The following is a 21,688-nucleotide window of genomic DNA, read 5'->3' as shown; positions in this document are numbered from 1 at the left end:
CGCGCTCCTTATGCCTTCTCGATGTTGCAGATGGTGGTCTTGGTTTCCTGCATCATGGTGACGCTGTCGTAGCCATAGGTGGTTGCGGTGTTGACCGCCTCGCCGCGCACGATGGGGGCCGCGCCCTCGGGGTAGTAGGCCAGGAGGTCCTTGCCCTGCCAGCGGCCGGCGAAGTGGAAGGGCATGAACGCGGTGTCCGGTCCGACCCGTTCGGTGACCAGGGCCTGCACGTTGAGCCGTGCGCCGGTGGGCGTGACCACCCAGCAGCGCGAGCCGTTGGTGATGCCGCGCTCGGCGGCCGCCTTGGGGTTGATCTCGACGAAGCTTTCTTGTTGCAGCTCGGCCAGCCAGGGGTTGGACCGGGTTTCGTCGCCGCCGCCCTCGTATTCGGTCAGGCGGCCGGACGTGAGGATGATGGGGAATTTCTCGTACAGCTTGTCGTCCACGTTCTTCTGCTGCAGCGATTTGTACAGCGTCGGCAGGCGCCAGAAGGTCTTCATGTCGTCGTGGGTGGGGTACTTGGCGACGAGGTCCGGACGCGTGCCGTAGATGGGCTCGCGATGCTGCGGGATGGGGTCGGGGAAGTTCCATACCACCGCGCGTGCCTTGGCGTTGCCGAAGGGGTGGCAGCCGTGGATCTTCATCACCACGCGGATGATGCCGCCCGACAGGTCGGTCTTCCAGTTCTTGCCTTCGGCCGCCGCCTTCTCGGCGTCGGTCAGTTCGTCCCACCAGCCGAGCTTCTTCATCAGCACGTGGTCGAATTCCGGATAGCCGGTGGGGATGTCGGCACCCTTGGAATGAGAGCCGTCCTCGGCCAGCAGGTTGACGCCGTTGCGTTCCACGCCGAAGTTGGCGCGGAAGTTGCCGCCGCCGTCCATGACGTGGCGGGAGGTGTCGTACAGGTTGGGCGAGCCGGGGTGCTTGAGCTCGGGCGTGCCGAAGCAGGGCCAGGGCAGGCCGAAGTAGTCGCCCTGGATGTCGTAGCCGGTTTCCTTGTCGACCACGCTGCCCTTGGCGCGCAGGGTCTTGACGTCGAAGGCGTGCATCAGCCGCATGTGGGCCTTGAGCCGTTCCGGGCTCTGGCCGGTGTAGCCGATGGTCCAGTTGCTGCGGTTGATCTCGCGCAGGATGTCCTCGATCACGGGCTCGTCCATGCCCTTGACCTTCTGCATCTTGTAGTTCTTGCACAGCTCGGCGCCGAAGCCGAGTTTCTGCGCAAGCTGGTACATGATCATGTGGTCGGTGCGGCTCTCCCACAGCGGCTCGATGACCTTCTCGCGCCATTGCAGCGAGCGGTTCGAGGCGGTACAGGAGCCGCTGGTCTCGAACTGTGTGGCCGCGGGCAGCAGGTAGACGGCGCGGTTGGGGTTCAGGTCCTCGCTCTTGCCGGGCATGGCCGCCATGGCGGCGGTGGCCGAAGGGTAGGGATCGATCACGACCAGCAGGTCGAGCTTGTCCATGGCCCGCTTCATTTCCAGGCCGCGCGTCTGCGAGTTGGGCGCGTGGCCCCAGTAGAAGACGGCCCGCAGGTTGGAGTCCTGGTCGATGACGTCGTTCTTTTCCAGCACGCCGTCTATCCAGCGCGAGACGGTGATGCCCGACTTGGTCATCATCGCCGGCGAGGCGTAGCGGCTCTTGATCCAGTCGTAGTCGACGTCCCAGACCTTGGCGTAGTGGCGCCACGAGCCCTCGGCCAGGCCGTAGTAGCCCGGCAGCGAATCGGGGTTGGGGCCGACGTCGGTGGCGCCCTGCACGTTGTCATGGCCGCGGAAGATGTTGGCGCCGCCGCCGGAGACGCCGATGTTGCCCAGCGCCAGTTGCACGATGCACGAGGCGCGCACCATGGCGTTGCCGATGGAGTGCTGGGTCTGGCCCATGCACCACACCAGCGTGCTGGGACGGTTCTCGGCCATGGTCCTGGCCACTTCGTACACCGTGGCCTCGTCCACGCCGCAGACGTCCTGCACCTTGTCCGGCGTCCACTTGGCCATGACGTCGGCCTTGACCTGGTCCATGCCGTAGACGCGGGCGTCGATGTACTTCTTGTCTTCCCAGCCGTTCTTGAAGATGTGATAGAGCACGCCGAACAGGAAGGCGACGTCGGTGCCCGAACGGATGCGGATGTACTTGTCGGCCTTGGCGGCGGTGCGGGTGAAGCGTGGATCGACCACCATGACCTTGCAGCCGGTTTCCTTGGCGTGCAGCAGGTGCAGCATGGACACCGGATGGGCCTCGGCGGCGTTCGAGCCGATGTAGAGCGCCGCCTTGGCGTTCTGCATGTCGTTGTACGAGTTGGTCATCGCGCCGTAGCCCCAGGTGTTGGCGACGCCGGCGACCGTGGTCGAGTGGCAGATCCGAGCCTGGTGGTCGCAGTTGTTGCTGCCCCAGAAGCTCATGAACTTGCGCAGCAGGTAGGACTGCTCGTTGTTGTGCTTGGACGAGCCGATGACGTAGACCGAATCCGGGCCGCTTTCCTTGCGCAGCTGCAGCATGCGGGCCGAGATTTCCTCGAGCGCGGTGTCCCAGCTGATGCGCTGGTACTTGCCGTCGACCAGCTTCATCGGATAGCGCAGGCGGTGCTCGCCGTGCCCGTGCTCGCGCACCGAGGCGCCCTTGGCGCAATGCGCGCCCAGGTTGATGGGCGAATCGAACACGGGTTCCTGGCGGACCCAGACGCCGTTCTCGACCACGGCGTCGATCGCGCAGCCCACCGAACAGTGGGTACAGACGGTGCGCCGGACCTCGACCTTGCCCTTGCCGGTGCCGGCCTTCTGGTCGCCGTCGGCGGCGCCGGCCTTCCTGACCAGGCCGAGCTGCGTGGCCGCGAGCCCCGCGCCCACGCCCAGGCCCGAGCGGCGCAGGAAGGTGCGGCGGTCCATGGTGGGCAGCGCGTGGGCCATGCCGCGGCGCAGGCTGTGGACGAACGAGGAAGAGGATGCGCCGGAGTCGCCGGCGCCCGTTTTCTTGGTCAGCAACATGCCGTGCTCCGGTGGTTAGACCAGCGTGGACTTGTAGTAGCGCTTGACGTGGTCGGTCACGCTGTAGCCGCCGCCTCGTTCGGGGGCGGGCTTGGCGTCTGCCTGCGGGGCCGGATCGGGGCGCAGCGAGGGCGCGACGGCCGCCCCGACGGCGGCGGCGCCGGCGGTGGCGGCACCCACGAAGAAACCCCGGCGGGATAGGTTGGCGGCGGTCTTGGGCATCTCTGTCTCCGTTGGAGCTGGCAGATATGAAGTGCTGTGCATACTGTACCCCCGGTAACCAGTTACAGGCAATGCCGCCAGCCGCGCCACGCCTCGGGTATACCCTCGACCGTAGCCCGGTCAGGGCAGCATGTCGAAGCCCTGCGCCTCCACGCTGGCGAAGGCCCGCGTGAATTCGCCCAGCGCCGCGTAGAAGCGGGCGCGCGGGTGGGCCGACAGGGCGTCGCACATGGCGGGCACCCACGGCAGCAGGTGGTCGCCGAAGAATTTCCGCTGATTGGCGAGATGGCACTGTCCGGCGTCGTCTCCGGCGATCAGGTAGCGCATGACCTCGCACAGGTAGGCGATGTGATCCTCGGTCTCGGGCATGGCCGGATCCCGGGCCAGGCCCAGGGTGGCCAGGTCGTTCCTCAGCGCGATCAGCGATTTTTCGTTCAGGAAGCCGTTCAGGTAGTGCGACCCGTACAGGTAGACCTCGGGCTTGCCCAGGCCGCCGAACAGCGTTTCGTACTCGTCGCGCAGCGACGGATCGTCGGCGGCCCGGGCCGCGGCCACGAGGTCGCGCCACGGAGCTTCCAGGAAGGCGCCCGCCATCGGCGCCTCGGTGGCCGCCGCGCGCAGGCCGGCCGCGAAGTCCGGATCGGGCGGGGCGTAGAACAGGCGCGCCAGCACGCCGTACAGCTCGGCGCGGGCGATTTCCTCGTCGAGCGAGGCCGAGCCGATGTCGGCGGGGGAAATGGAAGCGTTCATAGATCGGTGATGCGCGTTTCGTTGGCGCCGGAATACAGGTCGATCACGCGGCAATCGCCGCACATCTTCAGCCGTTCCAGGCCGGCGCCCTGGAACATCGGGTGGCCGCTCAGCCGGGCCAGCATGGCTTCGATCGCCTTTTGCGTGCCGAAGGGCTTGCTGCAACGCACGCAGTGGTAGGGGGCCGTCTCGTTCAGCACGCGCGGCCGGGTGCGTTCGGGCGTGGAAAGCAGGCGCGGCACGAGGGCGAGCGCGTCCTCGGGACAGGTCTCGACGCACAGTCCGCACTGCACGCAATTCTTTTCCAGGAAACGCAGCTGGGGCGCGTCCGGGTTGTCGAGCAGGGCGCTGGACGGACACGCGCCCACGCAGCTCATGCACAGCGTACAGGCGTCCTTGTCGATGGCCAGGCCGCCGAGGGGCGAGCCGGTGCCCGGCGGGCCGCCGGGCAGGGCAATCTCGTCGCGTGCGGCCGGGGCGTGGGCGATCAGGTGGTCCAGCGCGAGGTCCAGCGTGCTGCGTTTCTCGCGCACCATGGCGAAGCGCGCCGGCGCGGCCGGCACCCCGGGACGCCGCGCCGCCAGCTCCCGCAGCGCCGCGTCCAGCGCCTGCGGCGTATCGGGGCGCAGCAGGTGCAGGTGCGGTCCCGCATAGCCCATGCCGTCGAGGATGGCCTGGCCCACCGCGAGCTGCGCGGCCAGGTTGTCCAGGTACTGCGGCGCTTCCTCGGCCGTGGCCAGGATGGCGACCTGCGAGGCGCCCAGCGCGACGGCGCCCAGCCACGCTTCCAGGCCGAGGCTGGCGGTGTGCCAGACTCCCAGCGGGATGACGTTGGCGGGCAGGCCGTGGAGCCTGCCCAGGCTGGCGTCGCGGCCCAGGCGTTCGACCATCGCGCGGCCGGCCTCCTGGCTGTGCACCAGCAGGACCGGGGCCTGGCCGCCGGCCCGCGCATAGGTGGACAGCAGCGTGCGCAGCACCGCGCCCTGGTCCGTCATGCGCGGATAGGCGTAGGTGATCGCGCCGGTCGGGCAGGCGGTGGTACAGGCGCCGCATCCCACGCACAGGTTGGGATTGACCTTGATCTGCTGGCGCGCCCTGTCGCTTTCGATGGCGAGGGCCGAGCAGATGTCGACGCAGGCGCGGCAGCCTATCGTGTCGTTGCGGCTGTGCGCGCACAGCGATTGCTTGTAGTCGAAGAACTTGGGCTTCTCGAATTCGCCCACGAGCTCGCGCAGGCGCAGGAGCGGGGCCGGGTCCGCGCCGTTCCAGGCGAAGTAGCCCTGCGGCGGCGCATGCTGCGCGAACAGCGTGCCGCCACCCAGCTCCAGGACCAGGTCGAAGCGCGCTTCCTGCCGTTCGGGGGCGCGGGCGAAGTCGATGGCGCCCGCGGTCGTACAGGCCGCCACGCAGGCGCGATGGTCGCGGCACCGGGCGCGGTCGATCTGGTAGTCGAGCCCTATGGCGCCTTCGGGACACGCGGCAAGGCAGGCATTGCAGCGCGTGCACAGGTCGAGATCGATGGGGTTGTCCTGCACCCATGCCAGGTCGAACGCGCCCAGCCAGCCTTGCAGCGATTCCAGGCGGCCCGCCAGCACGGGATGGCGCCGTTCCTGGCTCGCGTCCGCCGTGCCCGGGCCGCGCGCGAAGATGGTGACGTCAAGCGTGTCCGCCAGCATCGCCGCGGCGCGTTCGGCCTCGTCCAGCGGGCCGACGATGAGCAGGCGCCCCGCGCTGCGATAGCTGACGGTGGGGACCGGTTCGGGGTCCGGCAGCCGGGCGGCCGCCAGCAGCGCCGCCAGCTTGGGCGTGGCTTTCGGGGCCTCGCGGCTCCAGCCTCCGGTCTCGCGGATGTTGACGAAGCGCACGGGGGCGACGGCGGCCTCGGTGTGCTCGCCTATCTGCGCGAACAGGCGCTTCTCCTGCGTACAGGCGACGATGACGGAAGCGGTGCCCGTGACGGCCTGCTGGAACGCGCCGGCCTCGTGGCGGCAGAGCGTGGAGTGCAGAACCAGCTTTTCGTCCAATGCCGCGCCGAGTGCATCGGCGTCCAGGGGCATGGTGTTGTTGCAGTCGCAGATCAGTGTGGGCATGGGCGCTCGAGGGAGCCCGGCTACCTGGGAGGATCGGGCTCGGGAAAGTCGAAATGCGTCTGGCCGTCGCTGGGCGCTTGGCCTGTGGATGCGCCAGACTCTAGCACGGAACCCCGCGCGCCATCATCGGCCGGCTCCTTGCTTGCGGGGGCGTGGCCGGGCGCCGCATCGCCCGCAGGCGGGGCGGGATCGTCCTGGACCAGGGCCAGCACGCGCGCGCTCACCATCTGCCTGAGCGTGGATGCGGGCAGCTTCTCGGGCGAGGAATAGTCGTCGATGTAGACGTCCAGCCCGTCCATGACGTTGTAGTGCGGGTCGGAGAAAAGTTTCTTGAGCGCGGCCAGCTTGACGTCGGGCTCGACCGCCGGCCGCATGAAGGGCGAGAAATCGGAGTCATGCGTCAGCGCGGCCAGGTCTTCCCGCGTCGGGGCGGGCGCTGCCTTGGCGGCGGTGTCCGGCGCCTGCGCCGCGCCGGCGTCGTGGGCCTCGCCCTGGGGGTGGTCCTGCGGATGCGTGGACGGCGCGGCGGGGACGCCCGGCGAGGCCTCGAGCGGCCCCGGCTCGGCCTCGGGAACGGAAGCGGCGTCGACCGGCCGTTCGTCCCCCACGCCTGCCCGCGACCGGGCCTTGCGCCGCGACCAGCGGCCGAGGAAGCCTTCGCCGTCGCCGCTCATGGTTCTTCGCCGTGCTTGCGCCGGCCGGTGCTGACCGACGCCGGGTTGCCGAAGCGGTCCTGCAACGGCACGAAGCTGACCGGGCGCCGCTTGCGCTTGGGCTCGGCCACGTAGTGTTCCGCCACGAAGGCCCGCAGCCAGCCCACGACGTCGGCGGGGGCGGGCACCTGTTCGACCGTTTCCTGGGCGTCCAGCAGCCGGCCGGCGTGGTAGTAGCTGAGCGTGACCAGCTCCGGCCGCGCCAGCGGTTCATCGTCCGGGCCCGCCGCTTCCTGCATGCGCCACATCACGAACCAGCAGGGCGCCTCGGTCGTGGCGTTCAGGTAGTAGCCCTCGGCGTCGTCCTTGAACAGCTCGACCGCGAAGCCGGGATGCAGCCACAGTTCGCCGTGCGCGTCCTGGCGCAGCCGGTGGGGCGCGCCGCCGAACGCCGGCTCGTCGGCCACCACGTCCGCCAGGGTCCACCGCCAGGACTGCCACCGGCTCATCGGGCCGTGGACGCGCTCCTTGCGCATGATCACGGCGACGTCGATGCGGGGAGCCTGGCTGGTCATGGCGGCCTCGGGTCAGGAATCGGCGCTGATGGAGATGGTGGGGAACTTGGACGAGAAGTCCTTGTTCCGGGCGGCGATGGCCACGGCCACCTGGCGCGCGACGGTCTTGTACAGGCCGGCGATCTCGCCATCGGGGTCGGCCACCACCGAGGGCCTGCCGCTGTCGGCCTGCAGCCGGATGTTGATGTCCAGCGGCAGCGCGCCCAGGTAGGGCGTGTCGTATTCGGCCGCCATCTTCTTGCCGCCCTCGGCGCCGAAGATGTGTTCGACGTGTCCGCACTGGCTGCACACGTGCACGGCCATGTTCTCGACCACGCCCAGGATGGGCACGCCCACTTTCTCGAACATCTTGATGCCCTTGCGCGCGTCCAGCAGGGCGATGTCCTGCGGCGTGGTGACGATGACGGCGCCGGTCATGGGCACGCGCTGGCTGAGCGTGAGCTGGATGTCGCCGGTGCCGGGAGGCATGTCGACGATCAGGTAGTCGAGGTCTTTCCAGTTGGTTTGCCGCAGCAGTTGCTCGAGCGCCTGCACCGCCATGGGGCCGCGCCAGATCATGGCTTCGTCGTGGGCGACGAGGAAGCCGATGGACATGACCTGCACGCCATAATTCTCGAGCGGCTCCATGGTCTTGCCGTCGTCGCTGACGGGGCGTGCGTCGATGCCCATCATGAGCGGCTGGCTGGGGCCGTAGATGTCGGCGTCGAGCAGGCCGACGCGCGCGCCTTCGGCCGCCAGGGCCAGGGCCAGGTTGACGGCCGTGGTGCTCTTGCCCACGCCGCCCTTGCCCGAGGCGACGGCGACGATGTTCTTGACGCCCTGCAGCAGCGGCACGCCGCGCTGGACCGCGTGGGCGATGATCTCGCTGCGCACGTTGGCGCTGACGTTGGAGATGCCGGGCACGGTGCGGGCCGCCGCGATCAGCGCGCTGCGCAGGGCGGGGATCTGGCTCTTGGCGGGATAGCCGAGCAGGACGTCGAAGGAGACGTCGCCGCCGTTGATCTCGATGTTCTTGATGGCTCGCGTCGAGACGAAATCCTTGCCGGTATTGGGATCGACGACGGTTTGCAGGGCCTGGAGCAGGGAATCGGATGTGGCCATGGGAAGGGGGCGGACTCGTGAGTGGGAGGCTGCGTATCGCAGGCCGATGAGGGATATTAGACCACCAGCCCGCGGACGGCGAAATCCGCGGGCGCCTCGTCTATACTCAGCCGCATGATCGACAAGGACTCCATTACCGGCCTGATCCTGGCGGGCGGGCGCGGCAGCCGCATGGGCGGTGTCGACAAGGGCCTGCAGAACTACCAGGGCATTCCGATGGCCATGCATGCGCTGCTCAGGCTGGGGCCCCAGGTGGGGCAGGTCCTGGTCAACGCCAATCGCAACCTGGCTGCCTACGAATCCATGGGCGTGCCGGTGTGGCCCGACGCGCTGCCCGACTACGCGGGGCCGCTGGCCGGATTCCTGACCGGGCTCGAGCACTGCGAGACCGCCTACCTGGTCACGGTGCCTTGCGATACGCCGAAGTTTCCCGAGGATCTCGTCGCCCGCCTGGCCGGCGAACTGGAGGCGGCCGGCGCCGAGATCGCCATGGTGGCCACCCGCCAGGACGGCGCCGTGCGGACCCAGCCGGTGTTCTGCCTGCTGCGGGCGGAGCTGCTGGACAGTCTCGTGGCCTTCACCGCCGCGGGGGGACGCAAGATCGACAAGTGGACCGCCACCCATCGCTGTGTCGAGGTCCTCTTCGACGACCCCGCGGCTTTCGCGGGCGCCAACACGGTCGCCGAATTGCAGCAGCTCTGATGCCATGAACGACAAGCCCGCCCCCTCGCTAGAAGAAATCTCGTCCTGTGTCAGCGGCTACGACCCGAATGCGCTGCCGGTCGAGCAGGCCCGCGAATTCATCGCCCGGCTGGTGCCGCGCGTGGAGGGCGTGGAGATGCTGGCGTTGCGCTCGGCGATGGGGCGCGTGCTGGCGCGCGACATCGTGTCCGACATCGACGTGCCGGCCCACGACAACTCGGCCATGGATGGCTACGCGTTCTACGGTTCCGACCTGGCCGCCGGCGGCGATACGGCCTTGCAGGTCGTGGGCAGCGGCCTGGCCGGCAATGCCTACACGGGCAGCGTGGCGTCCGGGCAGTGCGTGCGGATCATGACCGGCGCCACCATGCCCGACGGGCTCGATACCGTGATCCCGCAGGAATTCGTCCGCCAGGATGGCGACCGTATCGTCGTGCCCGCGGGCGCGGTCAAGGCCGGCGAGAACCGCCGGCTGGCGGGAGAGGACCTGGCCCGCGGCGACGTGGCCCTGTCCGCCGGCCGCGTGCTGCGTCCGGCGGACCTCGGCATGCTGGCCTCGCTCGGCCGGGCCGAGGTGCCGGTCTGGCGCCGCCTGCGCGTGGCGTTCTTCTCCACCGGCAACGAACTGCGCTCGATCGGCGAGCCGCTCGATCCGGGCTGCGTGTACGACAGCAATCGCTACACGCTGTGGGGCATGCTCCAGCGGCTGGGCGTCGACGTGCTCGACATGGGCGTGGTGCGCGACGATCCGCAGGCGCTCGAGTCCGCGTTCCGCGACGCGGCCGCGCAGGCCGACGTGGTCATCACGTCGGGCGGCGTGAGCGTGGGCGAGGCCGACTACACCAAGGCCATCATGGCCAGGCTGGGCGACGTGCTGTTCTGGCGCATCGCCATGCGGCCGGGGCGCCCCATGGCCATCGGCCGCATCGACACCGGCGGGCGTAGCGCCATCCTGTTCGGCCTGCCGGGCAACCCCGTGGCGGTGATGGTGACTTTCTACGCGCTGGTGCGCGATGCCCTCCTGGCCATGGCAGGCGCGCCGGCCCAGCCGCTGCCCATGCTGCGCGCGGCCAGCGCGGGGGCTATCCGCAAGAAGCCGGGGCGTACCGAATACCAGCGAGGCATCGTCACGCCCGCCGCGAACGGCGGCTGGGAAGTGCGCATCACCGGTTCGCAGGGGTCGGGCATCCTGCGCAGCATGAGCCAGGCCAACGGCCTGGTCGTGCTGGGGCACGAGCAAGGCAACGTGGCGGCCGGCGAGCTGGTCGACGTCCTGCCTTTCGACGGACTGATCTGATGACGCGCGTCCTGGGACTGGCCGGGTGGAGCGGAGCCGGCAAAACCACATTGCTGACGAGGCTGATTCCCGCGCTGCGGGAGAAGGGCTACAGCGTGTCGACGCTCAAGCACGCGCACCATTCGTTCGACATCGACAAGCCGGGCAAGGACTCCCATCGGCACCGCGAGGCCGGTGCCGGGGAAGTGCTGGTCGCATCGGGCAGCCGCTGGGCGCTGATGCACGAACTGCGCGGCCAGGCCGAGCCCCGCCTGGGCGAGCTGCTGAACAAGTTTTCGCCCGTCGATTTCATCCTGGTCGAGGGCTTCAAGCGCGATCCGCACGTCAAGATCGAGATCCACCGCGCCGCCAACGGCAAGCCGTGGCTGTATCCCGACGACGCCAGCATAGGCGCCGTCGTCAGCGACGTGCCTCCCGCGGGCCAGGCATCGCTGCCCTTCGTCGACCTGGACGACCTGCCCGGCATCGCCAACCTGGTCGTGGACCTGGCCTGGCCCATGGAACGAACCTTGGCCGCTCTGCGCGCGTAAACAGACGACCGTTCACCATGCCGGCGCGCGTGAGCGCGTAGGGGGGGCTACCCCAGCCGTTTAATCAGGGATGACGTGTCCCAGCGGCTGCCGCCCATCTGCTGCACGTCGGCATAGAACTGGTCGACCAGGGCCGTCACGGGCAGCCGTGCGCCATTGCTGCGGCTCTCGTCCAGCACCAGGCCCAGATCCTTGCGCATCCAGTCCACCGCGAAGCCGAAGTCGAACTGGCCGTCCACCATGGTCGCGCCGCGGTTTTCCATCTGCCAGCTTTGCGCCGCCCCCTTGGATATGACGTCCAGCACGAGTTTCATGTCCAGGCCGGCCTTCTGTCCGAATGCAATGCCCTCGGACAGGCCCTGCACCAATCCGGCGATGCAGATCTGGTTGACCATCTTGGCCAGCTGGCCGGCACCGGGCTCGCCGACCAGCGTGACGGCCCGCGAGTAGGCCTGCGCCACGGGCTTCATGCGCTCGAACGCGTCGGCATCGCCGCCGCACATCACCGTGAGCACGCCGTTGACCGCGCCGGCCTGGCCGCCCGAGACGGGAGCGTCGATGAAAGCGACTTCCTGGTCCTGGGCCGTGGCGTACAGTTCGCGCGCGACCTTGGCCGAGGCCGTGGTGTGGTCCACCAGCAGCGAGCCGGGCTTCATGCCCGCCAGGGCGCCATCGGCGCCCAGCACGACGCTGCGCAGGTCGTCGTCGTTGCCGACGCACAGGAAGACCATGTCCGCGTCCTGGGCGGCCTCGCGCGGCGTCGGCGCGTGGCTGCCGCCGAACTCCTGTACCCAGTCGCGGGCCTTGGACGGGGTGCGGTTGTAGACCCGGACCGCATGCCCGGCCTGGGCCAGGTGGCCGGCCATGGGAAAGCCCATGACGCCCAGGCCGATGAAGCTGACGTTGAGCGGGGAGGTGCTGTCGTAGGTCTTGGTGCCAATCGATGCCATGCTGATTCTCCATTGCCAGAGGCAAGTGTATAGCGTCCGGGGTGCCTGTTTCCGCCGGATGGCGAAGGTGGGCGGTGCTGCCCTCCAGGGGGGCGCTTTTTCATCCTGGGGCGGCCCGGCAATGAAAAATGGCCCCCACGCTTGCCGCTTCGCGGCGGCGCTGCCCCCCAAGGGGGCGTTTTTCATCTTGGGGCGGCCCGGCAATGAAAAATGGCCCCCACGCTTGCCGCTTCGCGGCGGCGCTGCCCCCCAAGGGGGCGTTTTTCATCTTGGGGCGGCCCGGCAATGAAAAAAGGCGCCCGGAGGCGCCTTTTTTCTTGCAGCCGCCGGAGCGGCTGGTGTGTCGTCAGTCTTCGACGAAGGTTTCTTCGCGCTTCTTGCGGATCGTGGGCGAGGCCACGATCAGCACCAGGATGACGGCGATGACCAGCAGGGTCGCCGACAGCGGGCGGGTCACGAAGGTCGTGAAGTCACCACGCGACAGGAGCAGGGCGCGGCGGAAGTTCTCTTCCATCATGGGACCCAGCACCAGGCCCAGCAGCAGGGGGGCGCCTTCGCACTTCAGCTTGGACCAGATGTAGCCGATCAGGCCGAAGGCTGCCGTCATCCAGATGTCGAACACGTTGTAGTTCAGCGTGTAGACACCGATCGAGCAGATCAGCAGGATGGCCGGGAACAGGATGGGATAGGGCACCTTCAGCAGCTTGACCCAGATACCGATCAGCGGCAGGTTCAGGATCACCAGCATCAGGTTGCCGATCCACATCGACACGATCAGGCCCCAGAACAGGTCCGGGTTGCTGGTCATGACCTGGGGACCAGGCTGGATGTTGTGGATGGTCATGGCGCCGACCATCAGGGCCATGATCGCGTTACCCGGGATACCCAGCGTCAGCAGCGGGATGAAGGAGGTCTGCGAGCCGGCGTTGTTGGCCGATTCCGGACCCGCCACGCCGCGGATGTTGCCCTTGCCGAAGCTGGAGGGATCCTTGGCGAGCTTCTTTTCCACCGTGTACGAGGCGAACGAGGACATCACCGCGCCGCCGCCGGGCAGGATGCCCAGGGCCGAGCCGATGGCCGTGCCGCGGATGATGGCGGGCGCGGCTTCCTTGAGGTCGGGCCAGGTGGGGTACAGGTGGCCGATCTTGTCCAGGAAGACTTCGCGCTCTTCCTTCTGCTCGACGTTGTTGATGATTTCCGAGAAGCCGAACACACCCATGGCGACCGCGGCGAAGTCGATGCCGTCGGTCAGTTCCGGGATGCCGAACGAGAAGCGGGCCACGCCCGAGTTCACGTCCGTGCCGACCATGCCGATCAGCAGGCCCAGCAAGATCATGCAGATGGCCTTGATCAGCGAACCCGACGCCAGCACGACCGCACCGACCAGGCCCAGGCACATCAGCGAGAAGTATTCCGCGGGACCGAACTGGAAGGCCACTTCGGCCAGCGGGGGCGCGAAGGCGGCGATCAGCAGCGTACCCACGCAGCCGGCGAAGAACGACCCGATGGCCGCAATGGCCAGCGCCTGTCCGGCGCGGCCGTTCCGCGCCATCTGGTAGCCATCCAGGCAGGTCACCACCGCGGAGGTTTCACCCGGCAGGTTCACCAGGATGGCGGTGGTCGAACCGCCGTACTGGGCGCCGTAGTAGATGCCGGCCAGCATGATCAGGCCGGCCACCGGGGGCAGCGCGTAGGTGATGGGCAGCAGCATCGCGATGGTCGGAACGGGACCCAAGCCGGGCAGCACGCCCACCAAGGTGCCGATCAGGCAACCGAGAAATGCGTAGATGATGTTCTGAAACGAGAGCGCCGTTTCAAAACCTAGGGCCAAGTGCTCTAACACTTCCATGGATGGCTTTCCTTAGTTCAAACCGAGAAACGAAGGCCACAGCGGGAAGATCAGACCCAGGCCCACAATGAAGATGAGGTGGACGGCGACCACCAGGCCGATGCCGTTGATGATCGCGACCTTCCACTTGAATTCGTGGCTGGCCATGCTGGACAGCAGCACGAGCAGGAACGCCGACACGTACACGCCCAGCGGACGGAGCAGGATGCCGAACAGGACCACGTTGCCCAGGATGATGCCCGTGGTCTTGAGATTGAGTTTCGGGATTTCCGTGGGCTCGGCCTTGGGCGACAGGCCGGAGATGCCGATGATCGCACCGAGGATCGCCAGGATCACGCCCAGCCAGAACGGGAAGTAGCCCGGCCCCATCTTGGCTGCCGTGCCCATCTGGTAATCAACGGCGAACCCGGCAAAAAATAGCCCGAGGAAGACGAACATCACCCCGGACCAGAAATTTTGTTTTGACTGAATGCGCATTGGAAGTGGGCTCCTATCTGACTTCACTTGCAAGGCCGGCATGTTAGCTCACGCGAAGCTGGCGTGAATAACGAAATTGCTCGCAATGAGTCGGGGTTTTCCCGAAAAATGATGGATCGGCACAACTTTGTGCCAAATTGATCCATAGGATGTTCAGACTCCTGTCAGCCTTGACAGCTTTTTCGCATCCGACGTGTCGTGCAGACTTCCCCTGGGGGGCGCGAAGCCCTTCCCACGGCAAGGTTATCCAATGAAGGGGAAGCACGATGAAGGCGATGCACGGGTGGGACGATGGCCAGGAACGCGGCAAGTCTCTGACGCCGCGGGAACGCGAAGTCATGGACCTGCTGGTCGAGGGACGTGCCAACAAGGTGATCGCCGACCGGCTGGGCATATCCATCCGGACGGTCGAGGTCCACCGCGCGCGGGTGCTGGCCAAGCTGGGCGTGCGCAACGCCGTCGAGCTGGTCTGGCGCATGCACACGGACAGGATGGCCGTGGTGGCCGAGATGCAGGGACTGCGGGTGGCCGAGGGCGGAACCGACCGCTGGGACCACCGCGCTGATTGAGCAGAGGGGCCGGACCTGCATCCGGCCCCCTGCTCAGTTCAGCTTGGCGCCCGAGATCCTGACGATCTCGGCGTACTTGCGCAGGTCGGACTGCACCAGCGCGGCCAGCGACGCCGGCGTGCCGGGTTCGGCGTCCGAGCCCATGTCGGCCAGGCGCCGGCGCATGTCGGCGCCGCCGAGCGCCCGCGCGTATTCATTATGGAGTTTTTGCACCACGGCCTCCGGCGTGTGCGCCGGCGCGAAGATCCCGAACCACGTTCCCAGGTCGAAGTCCGGCACGCCGGCCTGCATCATGGTCGGCACCTCGGGCAGCAGGCGCGACCGGGCCGCCGTGGTGACCGCCAGGGCCTTGAGCTTGCCGGCGGCGATGAGCGGCGAGGCGGCCGCGAGATTGTCGAACATGAAGTCCGTCTGTCCGCTCATCAGCGCCACCTGCGCCGGCGTGGCGCCGGCATAGGGGATGTGCGCGGCGAATACGCCGGCACGGGTCTTCAGCAATTCCCCCGCCAGGTGCCCCGCGCTGCCGTTGCCGCCCGAGCCCATGTTGAGCCTGCCCGGGTTGCGCCGGGCGTAGCCGATCAGGTCCTGCACGGTCTGGATGCCCAGCCTGGCGGCCGTGGCGGGGTTCATCACCAGCACGTTGGGCACCGAGGCCACGAGCACGATGGGGGCGAAGTCCTTGACCGGATCGTAGGGAATCGAGGGGAAGAGCGCCGGGTTGATCGCATGCGTGGCGACCGCCCCCATCACCAGCGTGTAGCCGTCGGGCGCCGACTTGGCGACGAGATCGGCGCCGATGTTGCCGCCGGCGCCCGGCCTGTTCTCGACGACCACGGGCTGTCCCAGCGTGGGGCGGATCTTTTCCGCCAGCGCGCGCGCCATGATGTCCAGCGGGCCGCCGGGCGGATACGGGACCACGAAGCGGATGGGGCGCGTGGGATAGGCGGCGTCCTGCGCGGCGGCCGGCGCGGACAGGCAGGCCGCCGCGACCATGGCGCCGCCGGCGAGCAAGGCCCGGCGTCGGTTCATGAGGGGTTCCTTCAGGATTGCTTGAGCTTGTGGGCGAAATTCTTGCGCATCTTGGCCACCTTGGGCGCCACCACGAAGGCGCAATAGCCCTGGCCGGGATTGCGCAGGAAGTAGTCGCGGTGATAGTCCTCCGCCGGCCAGACCGTGGCCGGGGGCAGCAGCCGGGTCACGATGGGCGAGCCGAATACCTGCCGCGCCTCGAGGTCGGCGATCACCTCGCGCGCCGCCGCTTCCTGCGCCGGGGTCTGCCAGAAGATGGCCGAGCGATACTGCGGTCCGACGTCGTTGCCCTGGCGGTCCACGGTGGTCGGGTCGTGCGAGGCGAAGAAGATTTCCAGCAGTTCGTGATAGGTGATGGCAGCCGGATCGTAGGTGACGGTGACCACCTCGATGTGGCCGGTATCGCCGTCGCAGACCTGCTCGTACGTGGGGTTGTCCACGTGCCCCCCGGCATAGCCGGAATCGGCGCGCAGCACGCCCTCGATCTGCTGGAACACCGCTTCGATACACCAGAAGCAGCCACCGCCGAACACGGCTTTGTCGACTTGTGCGGGCATGATCGTCCTCTTCGAGAGAGCCGGCGCCAGGGGCGCCCATGACGATAGTGTATGCGTTCCCGGCGGGCCGACCGGGCGCCATGGATGCCGGTCCCGGCGTTCAGGACGCGGCGCGGGGTCGCCGGAACAGCTCGGCGAACACGGTGCACGACAAGCTGGCCGCCATCGGCCTGGCGGCCAGGACCCAGGGGCTCGAGGCCATGACCGCGGTCTCGGCCTCGGACACACGGCGCTATGCCGGGCTGGTGCGCGAGTTGGGATTGAAGCTGGACTGACGCGCGCCAGTCCGGGGGGGCGTCAGTTCTTCAGCGTCAGGATCCACTGAGCCAGCTTGCGCGCCTCGTCGTCATTGACGGCGTTCTGCGCGGGCATGGGAATGGCGCCCCACTTGCGGAAGCTGCCCTTGCGGATGGAGGCGACCAGCTTGTCGGCCGCTTCGGAGTCCGTGGCATAGCGTTGCGCCACGCTTTGATAGGAGGGGCCGACGAGCTTGGCGTCGACGCTGTGACAGGCCATGCAGTTCTTGGCCTTGGCGAGATCGAGTCCGGTGGTCTGCGCTCCGGCGGTCGTGTGCAGGGCGGCCAAGGCCACCAGTGCGCCCAGGCTGAGGGAACGAATGGACATGAAGATTCTCCGTTGGATGCTGCGCGATGCGCGTATTTCTCGACGGGGCAGAGTATATACAAGCGAAGCGGGTGTACACCGGCTCGGACGCCGCCTGCGTCGATCTGTCACAGGGCCTCGGGACAAGGGGCGTTATGATCGCCACTGTTCGACAGACATCGTGGCCGGGCAGACGTCCGGCCTTTCCTTGAAAGGCGCGCGCAAACATGTTGGTTCACCCGCAGTTTTCTCCCATCGCGTTCGAGATCGGACCCCTGGCGGTGCGTTGGTATGGCCTCATGTACCTGGTCGCGTTCCTCCTGGCCTGGACGCTGGGCCGCTGGCGCATCCGCCACGGCAAGACGGCGCTTACGACGCGCGATCTGGACGATCTCCTGTTCTACAGCGTGCTGGGTGTCGTGCTGGGCGGGCGCCTGGGCTATGTCCTGTTCTACAAGCCGGGCTACTACCTGGCGCATCCGCTGGAGATTCTCGCGGTCTGGCATGGCGGCATGTCATTCCACGGCGGCTTGCTGGGCGTGCTGCTGGTCATGGCGCTGTTCGCGCGCCGGCGCGGTTTCCGTTTCCTGCAGGTAGGCGATTTCGTCGCGACGCTGGTGCCGCTGGGGCTGGCGGCCGGGCGCCTGGGCAATTTCATCAACGGCGAGTTGTGGGGCCGGCCCACGACGGTGCCCTGGGGCATGGTGTTTCCGCAGGCCGGCGACGGCGTGGCCCGCCATCCTTCGCAACTGTATGAGGTCGGCCTGGAAGGCCTGGCCCTGTTCGCGCTGGTCTGGCTGTTCGCCAGCAAGCCCCGGCCGGTGGGCCAGGTCAGCGGCGTGTTCCTGATGGGCTACGGGTTCTTCCGCTTCATGGTGGAGTACACCCGGGAGCCGGACAGCTTCCTGGGCATCCTGGCGGGGGGGTTGAGCATGGGGCAGTGGCTGTCGCTGCCCATGGTGCTGGTGGGACTGGCCCTGTTCGTCTGGGCGCGCCGGCCGGCGACGGCCTGAGCCGCCGGCCGGCAGGCACGGCCTATTGCAGGTAGACCGTGCCCCGCACCGAGACCGACACCGACGACTTGCCGCCTTCCAGGGGCAGGTCGGCCGCCTTGGCTTCCATGGCGGGAGCCGCCATCGCATAGGCGCGCGGCATGGGCGTGACCGTGCCGCTGCCGCTCAGGTCGAGTTGCTTGACCGCATAGCCGGAGAAGCCGAATGCCTTGGCGGCCTGGGTTGCTCGCGTGGTGAAGGCCTTGGCCGCTTCGGCCAGCAGGCGCTGCTCTTCGGCCTCGCGCGCCTCGCGCGACAGCGAGAACGACACGTTCGACACCGCCATCTGGCGGCTCAGTTCACCGGCCAGCTTGGAGGCGGCGCCGAAGTCCTTGGATTCCAGGATCAGTTCCGCGCGTCCGCGCCAGGTGGTGATGCGCCCGTTGCGATCGGTGTTGGCCCAGACGTTGTAGTTGCCGCTGCGCGCGGTGACCGCGGTGTTGCGCTTGGCTTCGGCCAGCGTGGTCTCGAGCAACTGGTTGAGTTGCTGCGACAGCTTGGCCTGGTCGTTGCCCTCGATCTCGTTGGCGAGCGTGATGGTCACCTTGTCCTGCGCCACTTCCGAGGTGGCGGCGGCCGACAGCGACAGCGTCGGCCGATCGGGCTTGGCGGTGTCCGGCGCGGCCTGGGCGACGGCGATGGACGACATCGCGGCCGAGGCGGCCAGTGCCGCGCCGCACAGGGCGCGGCGCATGGTGGGAGCGAGGGTGGGGCGGTAAGCCATGGTGTGAGTCCTTGTTCTGATTGATGGAAGGGCTGACCACGCGCACCGCGACCCGGACCGCGGCGCCTGTCAGGCCCCCGTCAGCGCGGTGACAGCCTTGTATAGCATATAGGCCGCCAGCAGCATCAGGAGGTAGGCGAAGATGCGCTTGAGCGAACGCACCGGCAGCTTGTGCGCGGTATGGGCACCCACCGGTGCCAGCAGCACGCTCGAAACGATCAACACGATCAGCCCCGGCCAATAGACATACCCGAGCATGCCGGGTTGCCCGCTGGGATGCTGCATGCCTGACCAGATGTAACCCGCGGTATTGGCCAGCGCGATGGGAAAACCCAGCGCCGCCGAGGTGGCGACGGCGTTGTGCAACGGGACGTTGCACCAGGTCATGAAAGGGACGGACACAAAGCCGCCGCCGGCGCCGACCAGTCCGGACAGGAAACCGATGCCGGTTCCCGCGGCGGACGTGCCCAGCGTGCCCGGCATCTGGCGGGTCGGCTTGGGCTTCTTGTCCAGCAGCATCTGGATGGCCGAATATCCGACGAACAGCGCGAACACCAGCGCCAGCCATCCGGTCTTGAGCGCCGAGAACACCGCCCCGCCCGCGAGCAGCCCGCCGATCACCAGCCCAGGCGCGAACCGCGCCACGATGTCCCACCGCACCGCGCCCCGCTTGTGGTGCGCGCGCACGCTGGAAACCGACGTGAACAGGATGGACGCCATCGACGTCGCGATCGCCGCATGCACCACCAGTTCGGGCGGCAGGCGCTGCCAGGTGAACAGCATGGTCAGGAAAGGCACCATGATCATGCCCCCGCCTATGCCGAGCAGCCCCGCGGCAAAGCCGGTGCAGGCCCCGAGTACGAGCAAGGCAACGATAAACAATGGATCCATGTTGAAGTCTTGACGATAGTTGGTAAATCGGTGGACGCGTCTCTTCTCCCCAAGACGCACCCTTCGTTCTAGTTCTAGCACCGAAAAAAACTACCTCGGCAATGCTTGGTCGAAACCAATCAAGTCGGCATTGACGAACGCCGCCCCCCGCCAGCCTGTTGGTACCCCAGGATGCGGTGGATCCGGCTCCGCCGGTCCACCCGCATCGCCCCCTGGGGGGCGCGCGCAAGCGCGTAGGGGGGGCAAAAAAGAACCCGGAGCATAACGTATATGCTCCGGGTCGGATAGGATCCCCGCCTGTGTCGCTAGGCCGGCATCTTGAACCGGGGTTCAAGGTGGTCGCGGTCAGCCGCGCTTCGGGTTCGTCTGACGGAGAGACGATCACGCCCGCGGGCAATTTCCACAACCTCATGCCATAAGCATGGGTCCAAGAAATATAAGGCCAAACACGAGCACGGCAGGGAAGACTGATCATACGCGTTTGTGCCGCACAGAAAAGTACCGCACAAACATCAAAACTTAAAACAACTTCTCTTGGGCCCCCAGGGCTGCATCGACCATGCGATGCATGTCTTCAATTTTACGCTTGTAGTCGCCGACTGCAAGTCGTGAGTCGGGAGAATTCGCATTCATCAGCTCGGCGGCCAGTTGCAGTGCCGCCATCACCGCGATGCGCTCGGTACCCGCGACCTTGCCTCCGGCCTTGATGCGCTGCATGGCGCGATCGACCATGGTGGCCGCGGTCAGCAGCGCTTCCTTTTCGGAAGGTTCGCAAGCCAGCGGGTAGTCCTTGCCGAGGATGGTGACGTCAAGACGTTCCATATAGACTCCGAGCGCCCGGGTCGGCGCTTTCTGATCCAGGAGAGGAAGCGTTGTCCGGCGCATCGGCCTCGCCCTCGACTTCCTCGGCGGGTTCCTCGCCGCCGGGCAGGCGCGCCAATACGCCCTCGACCCGCGACTGCGCGGCGGCCAGCGTATCGCGCAGCACGCGGATGTGCGAATCGCGCTGGGCGAGGCTCTTGCCCAGCGCCGCGTTTTCGTCGCGCAGGCTTTGCGTCAGCTCGGTGAGCTGGCGTATGCGGCTGGCGAGAAGGTCGAGATCTTCGATCATGGGCGTATCGTAAACCATCCAGTGCCGGGAATTGTAGCGAACGGCGCGCAGCCGGGGACCCGGCCGCGCAGCGCTGTATCAATTGCTTGCAAGCCTCGCAACCGAGGCCGGATGGCGCGTCCGCCTACAGCTCCAGGTTGTCGATCAGCCGGGTCGTGCCGAGCTTGGCCGCGGCCAGCGCCACCAGCGGCTCGCCCCCTTCGACCTCTTCGCGGCTGGGCGGCAGCAGGTCGCGCTGGCGCCGCACCGAAATGTAGTCCACCTTCCAGCCCCGTCCGTCCAGCGTGGCGACCGCCCCGCGCTCGAGCGCGGCGACGTCGTGGTTGCCGCTGCGCAGGTCGGCCTGCACGCGGCGCAGCGTCGCGTACAGCTGCGGCGCCTCGGCGCGCTGGTCCGCGCTCAGGTAGCCGTTGCGCGAGGACAGGGCCAGGCCGTCGTCCGCGCGTATCGTTTCCTGCGGCACGATCTCGATCGGCAACTGGAACTGCCGGCACATGGCCCGCACCACCATCAGCTGCTGGTAGTCCTTCTTGCCGAACACGGCCACGCGCGGCTGCACACAGGACAGCAGCTTGAGCACGACGGTGGATACGCCGGCGAAGAAGCCGGGGCGGAACTCGCCTTCCAGGATGCCGCCCAGGTCGTCGGGCGGCTGGACGCGGAAGTTCTGCGGCTCGGGGTACATCTCGCGCTCGTCGGGCGCGAACAGCACGTAGACGTTGCGGTCGCGCTCGAGCTTCTCGATGTCGGCGGGCAGCGTGCGCGGATAGCGGTCGAAGTCCTCGTTGGGCCCGAATTGCAGGCGATTGACGAAGATGCTGGCGACGACCGGGTCGCCATGCTGGCGGGCCGTCTTCATCAAGGCCAGATGGCCCTCGTGCAGGTTGCCCATCGTGGGAACGAACGAGACCCGGAGCTGGCCGCGCAGTTGATCGCGCAATTCTTCGATGGTGTGGACGACCTTCATGGCGTTGG

General features: G+C 67.7%; 23 protein-coding genes, 1 other RNA gene and 1 pseudogene. 6 read left to right on the top strand and 19 right to left on the bottom strand.

Annotated elements, in window-relative coordinates; all coding sequences use genetic code 11:
• Positions 1-8: 8 nt before the first annotated feature.
• From CDO46_RS03995 to apbC, 7 genes are all read right to left on the bottom strand, one after another.
• Positions 9-2,981, bottom strand: a complete 2,973-nt coding sequence (locus tag CDO46_RS03995) for a formate dehydrogenase subunit alpha (protein WP_087837259.1) — start codon at positions 2,979-2,981, stop codon at positions 9-11.
• Between the two features lie 15 nt (positions 2,982-2,996).
• Positions 2,997-3,203, bottom strand: a complete 207-nt coding sequence (locus CDO46_RS03990; protein ID WP_087837258.1) for a twin-arginine translocation signal domain-containing protein — start codon at positions 3,201-3,203, stop codon at positions 2,997-2,999.
• Between the two features lie 120 nt (positions 3,204-3,323).
• A complete protein-coding gene (locus CDO46_RS03985; RefSeq protein WP_087837257.1) occupies positions 3,324-3,953 on the bottom strand; it encodes a molecular chaperone in 630 nt (209 codons plus the stop codon).
• The gene (locus CDO46_RS03980; RefSeq protein WP_087837256.1) at positions 3,950-6,043 is read right to left on the bottom strand and encodes a 4Fe-4S binding protein; all 2,094 of its coding nucleotides are present in this window, start codon (positions 6,041-6,043) and stop codon (positions 3,950-3,952) included. Before CDO46_RS03980 ends, CDO46_RS03985 begins: the two co-directional genes overlap by 4 nt.
• Before the next feature lie 20 nt (positions 6,044-6,063).
• Positions 6,064-6,717 (bottom strand): DUF3306 domain-containing protein, encoded by a 654-nt coding sequence (locus CDO46_RS03975; RefSeq protein ID WP_087837255.1) that lies wholly within the window; start codon positions 6,715-6,717, stop codon positions 6,064-6,066.
• Positions 6,714-7,271: a DUF3305 domain-containing protein gene (locus CDO46_RS03970; protein ID WP_087837254.1), complete on the bottom strand. Its 558-nt coding sequence runs from the start codon at positions 7,269-7,271 to the stop codon at positions 6,714-6,716. The genes CDO46_RS03975 and CDO46_RS03970 overlap by 4 nt, the downstream gene beginning before the upstream one ends.
• Positions 7,272-7,283: 12 nt before the next feature.
• The gene (gene apbC, locus CDO46_RS03965) at positions 7,284-8,372 is read right to left on the bottom strand and encodes an iron-sulfur cluster carrier protein ApbC (RefSeq protein ID WP_087837253.1); all 1,089 of its coding nucleotides are present in this window, start codon (positions 8,370-8,372) and stop codon (positions 7,284-7,286) included.
• Positions 8,373-8,486: 114 nt separating this feature from the next.
• Between apbC and mobA the strand changes: the two genes are divergently transcribed.
• From mobA to mobB, 3 genes are read left to right on the top strand one after another with little or no spacing between them, the layout of a single operon-like run.
• Positions 8,487-9,074: a molybdenum cofactor guanylyltransferase MobA gene (gene mobA / locus CDO46_RS03960; protein WP_087837252.1), complete on the top strand. Its 588-nt coding sequence runs from the start codon at positions 8,487-8,489 to the stop codon at positions 9,072-9,074.
• Between the two features lie 4 nt (positions 9,075-9,078).
• Entirely contained in the window at positions 9,079-10,371 is a 1,293-nt protein-coding gene (gene glp, locus CDO46_RS03955) for a gephyrin-like molybdotransferase Glp (protein ID WP_087837251.1), read from the top strand.
• Positions 10,371-10,901: a molybdopterin-guanine dinucleotide biosynthesis protein B gene (gene mobB / locus CDO46_RS03950; RefSeq protein ID WP_087837250.1), complete on the top strand. Its 531-nt coding sequence runs from the start codon at positions 10,371-10,373 to the stop codon at positions 10,899-10,901. Before glp ends, mobB begins: the two co-directional genes overlap by 1 nt.
• 47 nt (positions 10,902-10,948) lie before the next feature.
• Here the strand turns inward: mobB and CDO46_RS03945 are convergent, their stop codons facing one another.
• The 3 genes from CDO46_RS03945 to CDO46_RS03935 form a co-directional block, all read right to left on the bottom strand.
• Complete coding sequence (locus CDO46_RS03945) at positions 10,949-11,851, bottom strand: NAD(P)-dependent oxidoreductase (RefSeq protein ID WP_087837249.1); 903 nt, start codon at positions 11,849-11,851, stop codon at positions 10,949-10,951.
• Between the two features lie 346 nt (positions 11,852-12,197).
• A complete protein-coding gene (locus CDO46_RS03940; protein ID WP_087837248.1) occupies positions 12,198-13,700 on the bottom strand; it encodes a tripartite tricarboxylate transporter permease in 1,503 nt (500 codons plus the stop codon).
• A gap of 12 nt (positions 13,701-13,712) precedes the next feature.
• On the bottom strand, positions 13,713-14,177 hold the full coding sequence (locus CDO46_RS03935; protein WP_087837247.1) for a tripartite tricarboxylate transporter TctB family protein: 465 nt from the start codon (positions 14,175-14,177) through the stop codon (positions 13,713-13,715).
• Positions 14,178-14,491: 314 nt separating this feature from the next.
• On the opposite strand from CDO46_RS03935, the pseudogene CDO46_RS28755 reads away from it, so the two are divergent.
• Positions 14,492-14,644 (top strand): annotated as a pseudogene (locus tag CDO46_RS28755) (response regulator transcription factor); the annotation flags it as partial.
• 135 nt (positions 14,645-14,779) lie between these two features.
• On the opposite strand, the gene CDO46_RS03925 reads toward CDO46_RS28755, so the two are convergent.
• Positions 14,780-15,775 carry a tripartite tricarboxylate transporter substrate binding protein gene (locus tag CDO46_RS03925; protein ID WP_087837245.1) on the bottom strand — a complete coding sequence of 332 codons (996 nt, stop codon included), beginning with the start codon at positions 15,773-15,775 and terminating at the stop codon, positions 14,780-14,782.
• A gap of 11 nt (positions 15,776-15,786) precedes the next feature.
• Entirely contained in the window at positions 15,787-16,332 is a 546-nt protein-coding gene (gene msrA / locus CDO46_RS03920; protein ID WP_087837244.1) for a peptide-methionine (S)-S-oxide reductase MsrA, read from the bottom strand.
• Between the two features lie 38 nt (positions 16,333-16,370).
• Here msrA and CDO46_RS03915 point away from each other — a divergent pair, with 38 nt between their 5' ends.
• On the top strand, positions 16,371-16,607 hold the full coding sequence (locus CDO46_RS03915; protein WP_140416829.1) for a hypothetical protein: 237 nt from the start codon (positions 16,371-16,373) through the stop codon (positions 16,605-16,607).
• 22 nt (positions 16,608-16,629) lie between these two features.
• Here the strand turns inward: CDO46_RS03915 and CDO46_RS03910 are convergent, their stop codons facing one another.
• Positions 16,630-16,956, bottom strand: a complete 327-nt coding sequence (locus tag CDO46_RS03910; RefSeq protein WP_087837242.1) for a c-type cytochrome — start codon at positions 16,954-16,956, stop codon at positions 16,630-16,632.
• Between the two features lie 206 nt (positions 16,957-17,162).
• On the opposite strand from CDO46_RS03910, the gene lgt reads away from it, so the two are divergent.
• On the top strand, positions 17,163-17,948 hold the full coding sequence (lgt, locus tag CDO46_RS03905; RefSeq protein WP_087837241.1) for a prolipoprotein diacylglyceryl transferase: 786 nt from the start codon (positions 17,163-17,165) through the stop codon (positions 17,946-17,948).
• Between the two features lie 22 nt (positions 17,949-17,970).
• On the opposite strand, the gene CDO46_RS03900 is transcribed toward lgt, so the two are convergent.
• The 6 genes from CDO46_RS03900 to panC all read right to left on the bottom strand — a co-directional run bounded on the left by CDO46_RS03900 (position 17,971) and on the right by panC (position 21,680).
• Positions 17,971-18,711 (bottom strand): SIMPL domain-containing protein, encoded by a 741-nt coding sequence (locus tag CDO46_RS03900; protein ID WP_243724367.1) that lies wholly within the window; start codon positions 18,709-18,711, stop codon positions 17,971-17,973.
• A 69-nt stretch (positions 18,712-18,780) separates the two neighbouring features.
• Positions 18,781-19,602 carry a sulfite exporter TauE/SafE family protein gene (locus CDO46_RS03895; protein ID WP_087837240.1) on the bottom strand — a complete coding sequence of 274 codons (822 nt, stop codon included), beginning with the start codon at positions 19,600-19,602 and terminating at the stop codon, positions 18,781-18,783.
• Between the two features lie 286 nt (positions 19,603-19,888).
• Positions 19,889-20,069, bottom strand: a non-coding RNA gene (gene ssrS / locus CDO46_RS03890) — 6S RNA.
• A gap of 52 nt (positions 20,070-20,121) precedes the next feature.
• A complete protein-coding gene (locus CDO46_RS03885) occupies positions 20,122-20,424 on the bottom strand; it encodes a cell division protein ZapA (RefSeq protein WP_087837239.1) in 303 nt (100 codons plus the stop codon).
• Entirely contained in the window at positions 20,411-20,713 is a 303-nt protein-coding gene (locus tag CDO46_RS03880) for a hypothetical protein (RefSeq protein ID WP_087837238.1), read from the bottom strand. Before CDO46_RS03880 ends, CDO46_RS03885 begins: the two co-directional genes overlap by 14 nt.
• Positions 20,714-20,837: 124 nt before the next feature.
• Positions 20,838-21,680: a pantoate--beta-alanine ligase gene (gene panC / locus CDO46_RS03875; RefSeq protein WP_087837237.1), complete on the bottom strand. Its 843-nt coding sequence runs from the start codon at positions 21,678-21,680 to the stop codon at positions 20,838-20,840.
• Positions 21,681-21,688: the final 8 nt, after the last annotated feature.

It is taken from the genome of Pigmentiphaga sp. NML030171 (genome assembly GCF_002188635.1).
Classification (GTDB): domain Bacteria; phylum Pseudomonadota; class Gammaproteobacteria; order Burkholderiales; family Burkholderiaceae_B; genus Pigmentiphaga; species Pigmentiphaga daeguensis.
Note: the sequence above shows the minus strand (reverse complement) of the source record. Positions and strands in the feature narration are given on the sequence as shown.

What these genes read in the sequence shown, in the direction of transcription:
- CDO46_RS03995 (WP_087837259.1), bottom strand. Translation starts at nt 2,981, where the DNA reads ATGTTGCTGACCAAGAAAACGGGCGCCGGCGACTCCGGCGCATCCTCT.
- CDO46_RS03990 (WP_087837258.1), bottom strand. Translation starts at nt 3,203, where the DNA reads ATGCCCAAGACCGCCGCCAACCTATCCCGCCGGGGTTTCTTCGTGGGT.
- CDO46_RS03985 (WP_087837257.1), bottom strand. Translation starts at nt 3,953, where the DNA reads ATGAACGCTTCCATTTCCCCCGCCGACATCGGCTCGGCCTCGCTCGAC.
- CDO46_RS03980 (WP_087837256.1), bottom strand. Translation starts at nt 6,043, where the DNA reads ATGCCCACACTGATCTGCGACTGCAACAACACCATGCCCCTGGACGCC.
- CDO46_RS03975 (WP_087837255.1), bottom strand. Translation starts at nt 6,717, where the DNA reads ATGAGCGGCGACGGCGAAGGCTTCCTCGGCCGCTGGTCGCGGCGCAAG.
- CDO46_RS03970 (WP_087837254.1), bottom strand. Translation starts at nt 7,271, where the DNA reads ATGACCAGCCAGGCTCCCCGCATCGACGTCGCCGTGATCATGCGCAAG.
- apbC (WP_087837253.1), bottom strand. Translation starts at nt 8,372, where the DNA reads ATGGCCACATCCGATTCCCTGCTCCAGGCCCTGCAAACCGTCGTCGAT.
- mobA (WP_087837252.1), top strand. Translation starts at nt 8,487, where the DNA reads ATGATCGACAAGGACTCCATTACCGGCCTGATCCTGGCGGGCGGGCGC.
- glp (WP_087837251.1), top strand. Translation starts at nt 9,079, where the DNA reads ATGAACGACAAGCCCGCCCCCTCGCTAGAAGAAATCTCGTCCTGTGTC.
- mobB (WP_087837250.1), top strand. Translation starts at nt 10,371, where the DNA reads ATGACGCGCGTCCTGGGACTGGCCGGGTGGAGCGGAGCCGGCAAAACC.
- CDO46_RS03945 (WP_087837249.1), bottom strand. Translation starts at nt 11,851, where the DNA reads ATGGCATCGATTGGCACCAAGACCTACGACAGCACCTCCCCGCTCAAC.
- CDO46_RS03940 (WP_087837248.1), bottom strand. Translation starts at nt 13,700, where the DNA reads ATGGAAGTGTTAGAGCACTTGGCCCTAGGTTTTGAAACGGCGCTCTCG.
- CDO46_RS03935 (WP_087837247.1), bottom strand. Translation starts at nt 14,177, where the DNA reads ATGCGCATTCAGTCAAAACAAAATTTCTGGTCCGGGGTGATGTTCGTC.
- CDO46_RS03925 (WP_087837245.1), bottom strand. Translation starts at nt 15,775, where the DNA reads ATGAACCGACGCCGGGCCTTGCTCGCCGGCGGCGCCATGGTCGCGGCG.
- msrA (WP_087837244.1), bottom strand. Translation starts at nt 16,332, where the DNA reads ATGCCCGCACAAGTCGACAAAGCCGTGTTCGGCGGTGGCTGCTTCTGG.
- CDO46_RS03915 (WP_140416829.1), top strand. Translation starts at nt 16,371, where the DNA reads ATGACGATAGTGTATGCGTTCCCGGCGGGCCGACCGGGCGCCATGGAT.
- CDO46_RS03910 (WP_087837242.1), bottom strand. Translation starts at nt 16,956, where the DNA reads ATGTCCATTCGTTCCCTCAGCCTGGGCGCACTGGTGGCCTTGGCCGCC.
- lgt (WP_087837241.1), top strand. Translation starts at nt 17,163, where the DNA reads ATGTTGGTTCACCCGCAGTTTTCTCCCATCGCGTTCGAGATCGGACCC.
- CDO46_RS03900 (WP_243724367.1), bottom strand. Translation starts at nt 18,711, where the DNA reads ATGGCTTACCGCCCCACCCTCGCTCCCACCATGCGCCGCGCCCTGTGC.
- CDO46_RS03895 (WP_087837240.1), bottom strand. Translation starts at nt 19,602, where the DNA reads ATGGATCCATTGTTTATCGTTGCCTTGCTCGTACTCGGGGCCTGCACC.
- CDO46_RS03885 (WP_087837239.1), bottom strand. Translation starts at nt 20,424, where the DNA reads ATGGAACGTCTTGACGTCACCATCCTCGGCAAGGACTACCCGCTGGCT.
- CDO46_RS03880 (WP_087837238.1), bottom strand. Translation starts at nt 20,713, where the DNA reads ATGATCGAAGATCTCGACCTTCTCGCCAGCCGCATACGCCAGCTCACC.
- panC (WP_087837237.1), bottom strand. Translation starts at nt 21,680, where the DNA reads ATGAAGGTCGTCCACACCATCGAAGAATTGCGCGATCAACTGCGCGGC.